14 protein-coding genes are annotated in these 12772 nt (G+C 56.0%); 8 read left to right on the top strand and 6 right to left on the bottom strand.

The window, feature by feature from the left end; translation table 11 throughout:
• Nucleotide 1: 1 nt before the first annotated feature.
• On the bottom strand, nt 2–1465 hold the full coding sequence (gene bepA, locus N037_RS22280; RefSeq protein WP_023332990.1) for a beta-barrel assembly-enhancing protease: 1464 nt from the start codon (nt 1463–1465) through the stop codon (nt 2–4).
• Between the two features lie 221 nt (nt 1466–1686).
• On the opposite strand from bepA, the gene N037_RS22275 reads away from it, so the two are divergent.
• Complete coding sequence (locus N037_RS22275; protein WP_023332989.1) at nt 1687–2751, top strand: AI-2E family transporter; 1065 nt, start codon at nt 1687–1689, stop codon at nt 2749–2751.
• Nucleotides 2752–2834: 83 nt separating this feature from the next.
• Here the strand turns inward: N037_RS22275 and bcp are convergent, their stop codons facing one another.
• Both bcp and N037_RS22265 read right to left on the bottom strand, forming a co-directional pair.
• A complete protein-coding gene (bcp, locus tag N037_RS22270; protein ID WP_032643579.1) occupies nt 2835–3305 on the bottom strand; it encodes a thioredoxin-dependent thiol peroxidase in 471 nt (156 codons plus the stop codon).
• Nucleotides 3305–3874: a glycine cleavage system transcriptional repressor gene (locus tag N037_RS22265; RefSeq protein ID WP_029739969.1), complete on the bottom strand. Its 570-nt coding sequence runs from the start codon at nt 3872–3874 to the stop codon at nt 3305–3307. The genes bcp and N037_RS22265 overlap by 1 nt, the downstream gene beginning before the upstream one ends.
• Before the next feature lie 145 nt (nt 3875–4019).
• On the opposite strand from N037_RS22265, the gene dapA reads away from it, so the two are divergent.
• The 6 genes from dapA (at nt 4020) to ypfH (ending at nt 10477) form a co-directional block, all read left to right on the top strand.
• Nucleotides 4020–4898: a 4-hydroxy-tetrahydrodipicolinate synthase gene (gene dapA, locus N037_RS22260; RefSeq protein ID WP_023308757.1), complete on the top strand. Its 879-nt coding sequence runs from the start codon at nt 4020–4022 to the stop codon at nt 4896–4898.
• 16 nt (nt 4899–4914) lie between these two features.
• A complete protein-coding gene (gene bamC, locus N037_RS22255; RefSeq protein WP_032643577.1) occupies nt 4915–5949 on the top strand; it encodes an outer membrane protein assembly factor BamC in 1035 nt (344 codons plus the stop codon).
• Nucleotides 5950–6058: 109 nt separating this feature from the next.
• The gene (purC, locus tag N037_RS22250; RefSeq protein ID WP_023332985.1) at nt 6059–6772 is read left to right on the top strand and encodes a phosphoribosylaminoimidazolesuccinocarboxamide synthase; all 714 of its coding nucleotides are present in this window, start codon (nt 6059–6061) and stop codon (nt 6770–6772) included.
• Between the two features lie 120 nt (nt 6773–6892).
• Nucleotides 6893–7762, top strand: a complete 870-nt coding sequence (ypfJ, locus tag N037_RS22245; RefSeq protein WP_032643575.1) for a KPN_02809 family neutral zinc metallopeptidase — start codon at nt 6893–6895, stop codon at nt 7760–7762.
• Nucleotides 7762–9708 carry a tRNA(Met) cytidine acetyltransferase TmcA gene (locus N037_RS22240; RefSeq protein ID WP_032643573.1) on the top strand — a complete coding sequence of 649 codons (1947 nt, stop codon included), beginning with the start codon at nt 7762–7764 and terminating at the stop codon, nt 9706–9708. Before ypfJ ends, N037_RS22240 begins: the two co-directional genes overlap by 1 nt.
• 73 nt (nt 9709–9781) lie before the next feature.
• Nucleotides 9782–10477, top strand: a complete 696-nt coding sequence (gene ypfH / locus N037_RS22235; protein WP_032643570.1) for an esterase — start codon at nt 9782–9784, stop codon at nt 10475–10477.
• A 93-nt stretch (nt 10478–10570) separates the two neighbouring features.
• Here the strand turns inward: ypfH and N037_RS22230 are convergent, their stop codons facing one another.
• From N037_RS22230 to N037_RS22220, 3 genes are read right to left on the bottom strand one after another with little or no spacing between them, the layout of a single operon-like run.
• A complete protein-coding gene (locus N037_RS22230) occupies nt 10571–10768 on the bottom strand; it encodes a YpfN family protein (RefSeq protein WP_014171111.1) in 198 nt (65 codons plus the stop codon).
• A gap of 24 nt (nt 10769–10792) precedes the next feature.
• On the bottom strand, nt 10793–11920 hold the full coding sequence (dapE, locus tag N037_RS22225; protein WP_032643568.1) for a succinyl-diaminopimelate desuccinylase: 1128 nt from the start codon (nt 11918–11920) through the stop codon (nt 10793–10795).
• Nucleotides 11921–11930: 10 nt separating this feature from the next.
• Entirely contained in the window at nt 11931–12281 is a 351-nt protein-coding gene (locus N037_RS22220; protein ID WP_029739975.1) for an ArsC family reductase, read from the bottom strand.
• A 387-nt stretch (nt 12282–12668) separates the two neighbouring features.
• Here N037_RS22220 and ypfM point away from each other — a divergent pair, with 387 nt between their 5' ends.
• Nucleotides 12669–12728 (top strand): protein YpfM, encoded by a 60-nt coding sequence (gene ypfM / locus N037_RS25000; RefSeq protein ID WP_015572204.1) that lies wholly within the window; start codon nt 12669–12671, stop codon nt 12726–12728.
• The last annotated feature ends 44 nt before the right edge of the window (nt 12729–12772 follow it).

Below are 12772 nucleotides of genomic sequence, written 5' to 3'. Positions count from 1 at the left end.
ATTACATCTTCTCGTACGGCTTAAAGCGCTGCTGCAGGCCGCGCAGCTGATCGATACGCGCGTCGTAACGGGCCTGCTGGAGGCTGCCGAGTTTGACCTGCGCGCTGGCACTGCTGAGCGTGGAAATCGCCTGATCGAGGCGGCCCACCAGGGCAAAACCTTCGGCACGCGCTGCCAGCTCCTGATCGCGGTTGCCAAGCTGGGCTTCCGCCTGGGCGAGCAGATCCCAGCCGTTTTGATCGTCTTTATTATTAAAGGTGTAGCGGTTCAAAATGGTCGCCGCTTCGCCAGGCTGACCGCCCTGTAAGTAAGCGTTCGCCAGGTTAAGCTGCAGCACTGGGTTGGTACGGACGTCTTTCGCCCCTTTCAGACGGTTAATCGCATCGGCCGTTTTCTTCTGCCCAAGATCGATATCCGTCGACAGATCGAGGTACCACGGGTTATTCGGGTCGGCCGCCAGAAGCGGCTGCAGCGCTTTACGCGCCTCGTCGTATTTGCTGGCTTCCATCGCCTGGAGCGCCTGACCATACTGCGCGGCGTTTTTCTCGCGCACGTTGCCTTTCGCCAGGGAATCCAGCAGATCGCTGGTAAGCTGGTTACGCCCGGAATTGTACATCCCAAGCGTTCTCACTTTCGCCATGTAGAAATCCTGTGAAGACTGGACCACGACCGGGCGCATCTGGTTGGCACGGTTGCGCGCGTCTGACAGTCGGCTCTCAGGTAATGGGTGCGTCAGCAGGATTTCCGGTGGACGAGAAGAGTAGCGCGCCTGATCGAGCAGTTTTTCCAGGAAGCTCGGCATGGCCTGCGGGTCAAAGCCCGAACGCTGCAGCACCTGAATCCCGATGCGGTCCGCTTCCTGTTCGTTTTGCTGGGTAAAGCTGATCATCCCCTGGCGCGTTCCCGCCAGCGTACCGGTCAGGGCTGCCATCCCGGCCTGTGGACTGGCCATCGCCAGCAGAATGGAGCCCAGCGCACCCACCCAGGTGAGGGGAGCGTTACGCTTTTGATCTTCCATAGCACGCGCCAGGTGGCGCTGGGTGACGTGCGAAATTTCGTGCGCCATCACCGAGGCCAGCTGGCTTTCGTTGTCAGAGTAACGGAATAACGCCGAATGCAGCACCACGTTACCGCCAAAGAAGGCGAAGGCGTTGATTTCGTCATTATTGATTAAATAGAAATGGAAGGGCGTTTTTACCGAGTCGGCGTGCGAAACCAGACGCATCCCCAGCCCGTTAATGTACTGTACCAGCAAAGGGTCGTTAATCAGCGGGGCGCTGCCGCGCAGCTGGCGAACATAGTAATCCCCCATTTGCATCTCTTGCCCAATAGAGAGCGTGCTTCCTGCTGTGGTGCCCATGTCCGGCAATGTATCGGACGAGTCAGCAAAAGCGGGCAACACCTGACCGACCGTCACCGCGGCAATCAGTGTTGCAACCAGTGTTTTTCTCAACTGCCTGAACATAACCACTGTCCTGTATGTTGGATGTGCTAATTTGACCGATGAACCGGCATATCGTTCATCTCTGCTGCCCTGCGAGTGTAGCCGTGTTACCGCATGAAGAAAATCCCATTCAGCAGGCTTTTGCGGATTGTGTCAGCGATACAAAAAGCGAAAGTCTTTTTTGTGACAGTTAGATACAATTCACCGTCTCACTCCCGCCATTCGATTCAGGGAAGGGTTGTATGCTCGAAATGTTAATGCAGTGGTACCGGCGTCGGTTCAGCGACCCGGAAGCCATTGCTTTGTTGGTTATTCTGGTTGCCGGGTTCGGCATTCTGTTCTTCTTCAGCGGTCTGCTCGCCCCCCTGCTGGTGGCGATTGTGCTGGCGTACCTGCTGGAGTGGCCAACGGCGCGCCTGGAGCATATCGGCTGTTCCCGCCGCTGGGCGACCAGCATCGTCCTGGTGCTGTTTGTCGGCATCCTGCTATTAATGGCCTTTGTGGTGATGCCGGTTGCCTGGCAGCAGGGGATCTACCTGATCCGCGATATGCCCGGCATGCTGAACAAGCTTTCTGATTTTGCCGCCACGCTGCCGCGCCGTTACCCGGCCCTGATGGATGCCGGGATTATCGACGCGATGGCCGAAAATATGCGCGCTCGCATCATGACGATGGGTGATTCGGTGGTGAAATACTCTCTGGCCTCGCTGGTCGGACTGCTGACGCTGGCGGTTTACCTTGTGCTCGTGCCGCTGATGGTCTTCTTCCTGGTGAAAGATAAAGACCAGATGCTCAACGCCGTGCGCCGTATTCTGCCGCGCAACCGCGGGCTGGCAGGGCAGGTCTGGGAAGAGATGAACCAGCAGATCACAAACTACATTCGCGGCAAGGTGCTGGAGATGATTGTCGTGGGGGTCGCCACCTGGATTGGCTTCCTGATTTTCGGCCTGAACTACTCGCTGCTGCTGGCGGTGCTGGTGGGGCTGTCGGTCCTGATTCCGTACATCGGCGCGTTTGTGGTGACCATTCCGGTGGTTGGGGTCGCGTTGTTCCAGTTTGGGCTGGGGACCGAGTTCTGGAGCTGCTTTGCGGTGTACCTGATTATTCAGGGGCTGGACGGTAACCTGCTGGTCCCTGTGCTGTTCTCCGAAGCGGTGAACCTGCATCCGCTGGTGATTATCTTATCCGTGGTGATTTTCGGTGGGCTGTGGGGGTTCTGGGGCGTGTTCTTTGCGATTCCGCTGGCGACGCTGATTAAAGCCGTGGTCCACGCGTGGCCGGATGTGCCGGCGGTGGAAGATAAGTAAGTTTTGCCGGGTGGCGCTGCGCTTACCCGGCCTACTTATCCTTGTAGGTCGGGTAAGGCGAAGCCGCCACCCGACGCTCACTTTCAGGCACTTTGTTTCAGCCAGTTCAACACCACGTCGTGGTGGTTGCTGGTTTTGAAGTCGTCAAACACATGTTCAACTTTACCGTCAGCGTCAATCAGGAAGCTGATGCGGTGAATACCGTCGTAGGTTTTACCCATAAACGTCTTCTCGCCCCAGATCCCGAACTGCTCGCACACCTGATGGTCTTCATCAGAAAGCAGCGTGAAGTTCAGCAGCTCTTTTTCAGCAAATCGTGACAGCTTTTCTGGTTTATCCGTGCTGATACCCAGCACTTCTACGCCGACTTTTTTCAACTCGTCCATGTTGTCGCGTAAGCCGCAGGCCTGTACGGTGCAGCCGGGGGTCATGGCTTTCGGGTAGAAATAGACCAGAACACGCTGTCCCTGGAAGTCGGTCAAATTTACTTGCTCGCCGTCTTGATCCGGTAAGCTAAATTTCGGTGCGATGTCACCGGCTTTCAGTGGGTTCATTACTCAACTCCATCCTGTTCGTGCTGCGAATAATTGACGACGCTTATACTGCCCTGCGCGTTTAATTCTGTACAGAGGGCTTTGAACGCTTGCTCGATATTTGACGCATCCTGTGAGGCAGGGCTGTGCGCGGTAATTTGAATAAACAGCACCGGAAGACCCTGGTCATCGCTTGTCTGCGTGCGGGAAACCAGCTCGGCAATATTCATCTGATGGCTGTCAAACAGCGCCGTGAAACGCTCAATCAGATGCGGAGAATCAGGTACTTCAACCTGCACCCAGACGGTAGAAGGCAGCGCCGGACGCGGACGCGCGGTGGTGCGCTTCATGACAATCAGCAAATCCAGCTCGGCCCCCTTCAGCGGCAGGGTCGATTCAATCAACGTAATGGCGTTCCATGTCCCGGAAAGCAACATAATAAATGTGAACTCTTCGCCAAGCATGGCCAGACGGCTGTCTTCGATATTACAGCCGCAGCTGCTTACGTGGCGGGTGATGGTGTTCACGATACCCGGCCTGTCGGCACCCAGCGCAGTGATAACCAGGTAATGTTGTGATGAGGTTGTCAAACCTGTTCTTCCTTTGCATGGTTAAGTCTTCCTAAGGAAAGCATAAAAAAAACATGCATACAACCGCCTGAGAGCCTCAGGTCGCTTGCTTTTATTACAGTTCCAAACGTAACATTGAGGCTCTTGTTCGCACAGAGGATGGCTCATGTTCACGGGAAGTATTGTCGCGCTTGTTACACCGATGGATGAAAAAGGTAATGTCTGCCGGTCAAGCATGAAGAAGCTCATTGATTACCATGTCGCCAACGGAACCTCGGCGATCGTTTCGGTAGGGACTACCGGTGAATCCGCAACGCTGAGCCACGACGAGCACGGCGATGTGGTGATGCTGACCCTGGAACTGGCTGACGGACGTATTCCGGTCATCGCGGGGACAGGGGCTAATGCAACCGCAGAAGCTATCAGCCTGACCAAACGTTTTAACGACAGCGGCATCGTTGGCTGTCTGACGGTGACCCCATATTACAACCGTCCTACTCAGGAAGGTTTGTTCCAGCACTTCAAAGCCATCGCTGAACATACTGACTTGCCACAAATTCTGTATAATGTGCCGTCCCGTACCGGTTGCGATATGCTGCCGGAAACCGTTGGTCGTCTCTCGGAAGTAAAAAATATTATCGGTATTAAAGAGGCGACAGGGAACTTAAGCCGCGTTCATCAGATCAAAGAGCTGGTTTCAGACGACTTTATCCTGTTGAGTGGTGATGATGCGACCGCGCTGGACTTTATGCAGCTCGGTGGCCATGGCGTGATCTCCGTAACGGCAAACGTTGCGGCGCGCGATATGGCTGAAATGTGCAAACTGGCCGCAGCCGGCCACTTTGATGAAGCGCGTGTTATTAATCAGCGTCTGATGCCGCTGCACAATAAATTATTTGTCGAACCCAATCCGATCCCAGTGAAATGGGCATGTAAGGAGTTGGGACTTGTAGCATCCGACACGCTGCGTCTGCCAATGACACCGATTACCGACCATGGTCGTGACATCGTCAGGGCGGCGCTGAAGCATGCCGGTTTGCTGTAGAGTTTAGGGAGATTTGATGGCTTATTCAGTACAGAAGTCGCGCCTGGCGAAGGTTGCGAGTGTTTCGCTTGTTATGCTGCTCGCTGCCTGTAGTTCAGATTCGCGCTACAAGCGCCAGGTGAGCGGTGATGAATCCTATCTGGATGCGACCCCGCTTGCTGAACTTCACGCACCGGCTGGTATGATCCTGCCGATTCAGAACGGCGATTATAATATTCCCGTGACCAACGGCAGCGGCCTGGTCGGTAAAGCGCTTGATATTCGTCCACCAGCACAGCCTCTGGCGCTGGTCAGCGGGGCGCGTACCCAGTTTACCGGTGATACGGCGTCTCTGATGGTTGAGAGCGCGCGCGGTACCACGCTGTGGCCGCAGGTTGTCAGCGTTATTCAGTCGAAGAACTACACCATCGATAAACGCGATGACGCCAGCCAGACGTTAACCACCGACTGGATCGAATGGAATCGTCTGGATGAAGACCAGCAGTACCGCGGTCGCTATCAAGTCTCCGTAAAACCACAGGGTTACCAGCAGGCGGTTAACGTTAAGCTGTTGAACCTGGAGCAGGCGGGTAAACCGGTTGCGGATGCCGCGTCCCTGCAGCGTTACAGCACCGAAATGCTGAACGTGATTGCCGCGGGTCTGGATAAGACCGCTACCGATGCTGCCAACGCCGCGCAGAGCCGCAACGGCGCAACCTTCGATGTGCAAAGCGGAGCGGATGATACCGGCCTGCCAATGCTGGTGGTTCGTGCACCGTTTAACCAGACCTGGCAGCGTCTGCCAGCAACGCTGGAAAAAGTGGGCATGAAGGTGACCGACAGTACGCGTTCGACCGGCAGCATGACGGCAACGTATAAGCCGCTCTCCGACAGCGCATGGCAGGAACTGGGCGCGAAAGATCCTCAGCTTGCCTCCGGTGACTACAAGATTCAGGTAGGCGACCTGGATAACCGCAGCAGTCTGCAGTTTATCGATCCAAAAGGTCACACGCTGACCCAGTCGCAGAACGATGCGCTGGTCGCTGTCTTCCAGGCAGCATTCAGCAAATAAATACGAGGGCTGGTGAATCCAGCCCTTTTTATTTTAGTGCCACGCAAACGTGTGCGTGGCATAATATCCCCAGTTTTGAACACAAATCATCACACCAGGAGTAATGAAGATGCAGAAGCAAGCTGAGTTGTATCGTGGCAAAGCGAAGACCGTATACAGCACGGAAAACCCGGATCTGTTGGTGCTCGAGTTCCGCAATGATACGTCAGCAGGGGATGGCGCGCGCATTGAGCAGTTCGATCGTAAAGGCATGGTGAACAACAAGTTCAACCACTTCATTATGACCAAACTGGCCGAAGCGGGTATCCCGACCCAGATGGAAGCGTTGCTGTCCGATACGGAATGTCTGGTGAAAAAACTGGATATGGTTCCGGTTGAGTGCGTTATTCGTAACCGTGCGGCGGGCTCCCTGGTGAAGCGTCTCGGCATTGAAGAAGGTATCGAACTGAATCCACCGCTGTTCGACCTGTTCCTGAAAAACGATGCCATGCACGACCCGATGGTCAACGAATCCTACTGCGAAACCTTCGGCTGGGTGAGTAAAGAGAACCTGGCGCGCATGCAGGAGCTGACCTACAAAGCCAACGACGTGCTGAAAAAACTGTTTGATGACGCGGGCCTGATCCTCGTCGATTTCAAGCTGGAGTTTGGTCTGTTCAAAGGCGAAGTGGTGCTGGGCGATGAGTTCTCACCGGACGGTAGCCGCCTGTGGGATAAAGAAACCCTGGATAAAATGGACAAAGACCGTTTCCGTCAGAGCCTGGGTGGCCTGATTGAAGCGTACGAAGCGGTTGCTCACCGTTTAGGCGTTAAGCTCGACTAACTCCCTCACTTGCCAAAGGATGTTCCCATCCTTTGGCGTCTTACCTTTGTTTCCTATGGTAATCTTGCCGTTAACCGCCTACGATCATAGCTATTATAAATGGAATAGTTCGAGGTGGTTATGCGCTGGCAAGGGCGTCGTGAAAGTGACAATGTAGAAGACAGACGCAGTGATGGCGGCGGCGGTCCTTCAATGGGGGGGCCCGGCTTCCGGTTACCCAGCGGCAAAGGCGGGATAATCCTGCTGATTGTTGTGCTGGTTGCGGGGTATTATGGTGTCGATCTCACTGGTTTGATGACCGGTCAGCCGCTGCAACAGCAGCAGCAATCTCAGCGCTCCATCAGCCCGAATGAAGATGAAGCGGCCAAATTTACCTCCGTTATTCTCGCCACAACAGAAGATACCTGGAGTCAGCTGTTTGAGAAGATGGGGCGTACCTACCAGCAGCCGAAGCTGGTGATGTACCGGGGGGCAACCCGCACCGGATGCGGTACCGGGCAATCTGTAATGGGGCCATTTTACTGCCCGGCAGACGGCACCGTCTATATCGATCTCTCTTTTTACGATGACATGAAACGCAAGCTTGGCGCTGACGGTGATTTTGCCCAGGGCTACGTGATCGCGCATGAAGTTGGCCATCACGTGCAAAAGCTGCTGGGGATTGAGCCAAAAGTGCGCCAGCTTCAGCAAAATGCCTCTCAGGCGGAAGTGAACCGCCTTTCCGTTAAAATGGAGCTGCAGGCAGACTGCTTCGCGGGCGTCTGGGGCCACAGCATGCAGCAGCAGGGCGTGCTGGAATCCGGCGATCTTGAGGAGGCGTTAAATGCCGCTCAGGCTATCGGTGACGACCGCCTTCAGCAGCAGAGCCAGGGGCGCGTCGTGCCGGACAGCTTCACTCACGGTACCTCACAGCAGCGGTACACCTGGTTTAAACGCGGCTTCGACAGCGGCGATCCGGCGCAGTGTAATACCTTCGGCAAAGCGATGTAATGCTGGAGTTTGAACAGCTGATAAGCGAGCTTGAGCGCACCGGCCATCGTCGGCTGGTGGTGCTCAGCGGCGAGGCGCAGTGGACGTTAACCCAGGCGCTGACCCTGCGCGACGCCTTGCCCGGAGACTGGGTCAGGCTTGACGAACATCCTTCAAAAGCCATCAGCGGCCTGCTGGGACGCGAGTTCCGGCATGCTGTTTTTGACGCCAGCGTCGGGTTTGATGTCGCCGCGTTTGCCGCCCTGAGCGGAACGCTGAGCGCCGGAAGCCTTCTGGTGCTGCGGGTTCCGCCGCTCGACGCGTGGTCCGGGTTGCCAGACAGCGATTCGCTGCGCTGGAGCGACAGCGCCGAAGCGATAGCCACGCCGCATTTTGTACACCATTTCTGCCGGACGATTGCCGCCGATCCCGACGCGATTGTCTGGCATCAGGGCCTTGCGTTATCCCTTCCGCCTTTACCCGACGCGCCTGACTGGCAGCCTGCCAGCGGCGCCCCGCAGCGCGAGCAGGCCGAGATCCTGAATGTGCTGCTGGGGATGGCGGAGGGCATCGTGGCCGTCACCGCCGCGCGCGGGCGCGGAAAATCAGCCCTGGCGGGCATGTTGCTGAACCGCATTGCCGGCAGCGCCGTGGTCACCGCCCCGTCGAAGGGGGCGACGGATATCATCGCCCGCTTTGCCGGAGAGCGTTTTCATTTTATGGCCCCGGACGCGCTGCTTGCCTCTTCACGCCAGGCTGACTGGCTGATTGTCGATGAAGCCGCTGCGATCCCCGGTCCGCTGCTGGAAAAGTTAGTTGTCCGCTTCCCTCGCGTGCTGTTGACCACCACGGTGCAGGGATATGAAGGGACGGGCCGGGGATTCTTGCTTAAATTCTGCGGTCGGTTTGCCGGGCTGCAGCGCTACAGTTTATCTACACCGGTCCGCTGGGCTGCGGGCTGCCCGCTTGAGCGGGTTGTCGCCAGCGCGCTGCTGTTTGACGATACGCTGATCGACCGCCGCCCTGATGGAGAGGTGCGTTTAACGTCCCTGACGCCGACGGCATGGGAAAGCCGCCCGGCGCTTGTCGCGAGCGTATACGAGCTCCTCTGTGCGGCACATTATCGCACCTCGCCGCTCGATTTACGCCGCATGATGGACGCGCCCGGGCAGCAGTTTGTCGTTGCCGAAACGAACCCGGTTATCGCCGGGGCGCTGTGGCTGGTGGAGGAAGGGGGGCTGTCCCCCGAGCTTAGCCGCGCCGTGTGGGCAGGGTACCGGCGTCCGCGCGGTAACCTGGTGGCGCAGTCTCTGGCGGCGCACGGCGGCTCTCCGCTGGCGGCGACGCTCAGAGGACGACGAGTGACCCGCATTGCCGTACATCCTCACCGTCAGCGGGAAGGGATTGGCCAGGCGCTTGTTCGCAGCGCCAGCGGCGAAGATTATCTGTCGGTGAGCTTTGGTTATACCGATGAGCTTTGGCGCTTCTGGCAGCAGTGTGGGTTTGTACTGGTGCGGATGGGCAGCCATCGTGAAGCCAGCAGCGGCTGCTACACCGCGATGGCCTTGCTGCCGCAGAGTGAGGCAGGGCGTCAGCTGTGTGAGCAGGCGCAGCGGCGTCTGAAGCGCGATGTACGGGTGTTATCGGCCTGGAACGGTGAAAAGATCCCCGTGGAGGATGGCTGGGAAGCTACCCTTAATAATGACGACTGGCTGGAGCTGGCGGGGTTTGCATTTGCGCATCGGGCGTTTTCAACCTCGGTTGCCGCGCTGACGCGGTTGTTGCTCACCGTTGATATGCCGCTCCCGGCCCTGCGGGGGAAAATGGCAGGAAAAGCGGAAGACATCGGGCGAAAAGCATTGCTGGCAACGTTGCGGAGTGAAACCGCACAAGCGATTGAAAGTCTTGACTATCCGCGCTGCCAGCAGTTGAAGGAAGAGATTTTGCAATGGCAATTTTTTCAATGACTTCTTCAGTAAAGTGGCATGGTCATTCACGTCGGGAGGCGTAGAATCCAGGTCATCTATTAAGGAGACCACCATGAAACATGACCATTTTGTTGTTCAAAGCCCTGACAAACCGGCTAAACAGTTACTGCTTCTGTTTCATGGCGTTGGCGATAATGCCGTCAATATGGGGCAGATTGGCAGCTGGTTTGCGCCCGTTTTCCCCGAAGCGCTGATTGTCAGCATCGGTGGCGTAGAGCCATGTGGTCCGAACGGGCGCCAGTGGTTCTCGGTTCAGGGCGTAACGGAAGCGAACCGTCAGGCCCGCATCGACGCCATCATGCCCACCTTTATCGACGTCGTCCGCTACTGGCAGCAGCAGAGCGGCGTAGGCGCCGATGCGACCGCGCTGATTGGCTTCTCGCAGGGGTCAATCATGTCGCTGGAAAGCGTTAAAGCGCAGCCGGGTCTGGCGTCACGCGTCATCGCGTTTAACGGCCGTTTTGCGACGTTACCGACAAGCGCGACCACGCAGACCACGATCCACCTGATCCACGGTGGTGAAGACCGGGTGATTGAGCTCTCGCATGCGGTTGCCGCTCAGGAAGCCCTGATTCGCGAAGGTGGAGACGTGACGCTGGATATCGTTGACGATCTGGGGCACGCGATTGACGACCGTAGCATGCAGTTCGCGCTCGATCGTTTGCGCTATACCGTACCGAAGCACTACTTTGATGAAGCGCTCAGCGGCGGTAAGCCGGATAACGATGATATTGTAGAGTTTATGTGAGGTTTTTCCCCCTCACCCTGACCCTCTCCCCGGAGGGGAGAGGGAACATGGCCCCCCTCGCCCCTCCGGGGAGAGGGGTTGGGGGTGAGGGGATTACTTCTTCTGATCCTTCTTCGGCCAGTCGTCGTCATCGTCCCACTTGTCGTTAAAATCACGGTGCGGGGGAAGATCCGGTTTGTTGGCGAGAAACTTTTTATGGTCAACGCGCTTAAGATCTTTAATCACGTTAAGCAAAACGCCAACCAGAAAAACTAACACCAGAATCCACCAGTATTTTGAAAGCCAATCCATTCGCTATTCCTCTCAGAGCGTTCGTCAGGCGACGAGTTGCTCCATAATACGTTGATACATACGGGCCAGCAGTTGCAAATCTGCCGCATTGACACACTCATTTATTTTATGAATGGTTGCGTTCACTGGACCCAGTTCGACAACCTGGGCGCCCATACGGGCGATAAAGCGTCCGTCTGAGGTGCCACCCGTTGTCAGCAGCTGTGGCTTAATTTCATTATAGTGCTCGATGGCGTTCACCACCGCATCCACCAGATTACCGCGCTGCGTCAGGAACGGCTGGCCGGAAAGCCACCACTCCACGGTGTAGCGCAGGTGATATTTTTCCAGAAGGGCGACGACGCGCGCCTTGATCATCTCATCGGTCAGTTCGGTGCTGAAGCGGAAGTTAAACTGGACGAAGTAATCACCCGGGATCACGTTGTTGCTGCCGGTCCCGGCCTTGACGTTCGCAATCTGCATGCTGGTCGGCGGGAAGAATTCGTTGCCTTTATCCCACTCGATGCCCACCAGTTCGCTCAGCATTGGCGCAGCGCGATGGACCGGGTTATCGGCCAGATGCGGGTAAGCTACGTGCCCCTGTACGCCGTGAATGGTCAGATTACAGGTTAGCGAGCCTCGGCGACCGTTTTTGACGACATCGCCCACCACTTCGGTACTGGACGGCTCCCCGACCAGGCAGTAGTCGAGACGCTCGTTACGCGCCATCAGCGCTTCAACGACCTTCACGGTACCGTTATGGGCGCTGGCTTCTTCGTCGGAGGTGATTAAAAACGCCAGACGGTTTTTGTGGTTTGGATGCTGGGCCACAAAGCGCTCTGCCGCCACGACCATCGCCGCCAGAGAGCCTTTCATGTCTGCCGCGCCGCGACCAAACAGCATGCCATCGCGGATGGTCGGCTCAAACGGCGGGTTGATCCAGCGATCCGCGTCACCGGCGGGAACGACGTCAGTATGCCCGGCAAAGGCCAGCGTTTCACCCTGGCCGCGCCACGCCCAGAAGTTCTGGGTATCGCCAAAATCCATGCGTTCAACGGTGAAACCGATGGCACGCAGGCGCTCAATCATAAGTGCCTGACAACCTGCGTCGTCCGGGCTAAGGGAAGGACGGCGAATAAGCTGCTGAGTCAGCTCAATGACCGGGCATGACATAAACTACACCTCAACGAAAAAAGTCGGAATAAAGGGTTTCACTGAAACCCAGCAGCATAGGCTGCCCTGGCGCGCAGAGCAATGGGCGTTTGATAATTGCCGGCATCTCGAGCATCAGTTTTGCCGCGCTGTCGGCGTCGTTTATGCTGGCGCGCAGAGATTCGTCCAGCTTACGCCAGGTGGTGCCGCGGGTGTTCAGCAGGGCTTCCCATCCCAGTTCGCCGATCGCGCTATGCAGAAATTCTGCATCAAGCCCGTCGGCTCGGTAATCGTGGAAACGGTACTCCACGCCATTTGCTTCCAGCCAGCGGCGGGCTTTTTTGATGGTGTCGCAATTTTTAATGCCGTACATCACAACCATGGTGAATCCTTTTGACCTAATGATGATTAAATGTTCAGTAAATTCGAAGATATATCCTTAAGTAGAATATAACACATTCAGGAATTGTCTGGATTTACACTTCTTCTTAATTCAACTCACAACTGTACGCTGAATATTCTTTCATCATTTAAGCATAGATGTCCATACGGTTTAAATTTCGAATAAACTCAGCGGGTAAAATAAAACTCACCCGTCCGGAGGGTTATTTCAAAATATTGCTAGCCGTCACAAAAAATTGAGTCCTCTCCGTTCATATTTATCATAAATCCCCGCAGGACGTGGGGTACAATCACAGTAATTGGTTAAATAGTCTTCACAATGATGGTCCGTTTTTGTAGAATGCGCATAATAATAAGAGAGGTTGTTATGATTGAACGTGAACTGGGGAACTGGAAAGATTTTATCGAAGGCATGCTTCGTAAATGACATTCAGTAAGAATTGCAAGAGCACTAAAATAAGTAAAATAACC

It is taken from the genome of Enterobacter sp. EGD-HP1, assembly GCF_000733275.2.
Lineage (GTDB): Bacteria > Pseudomonadota > Gammaproteobacteria > Enterobacterales > Enterobacteriaceae > Enterobacter.
This window is presented reverse-complemented; position numbering and strand designations above follow the sequence as displayed.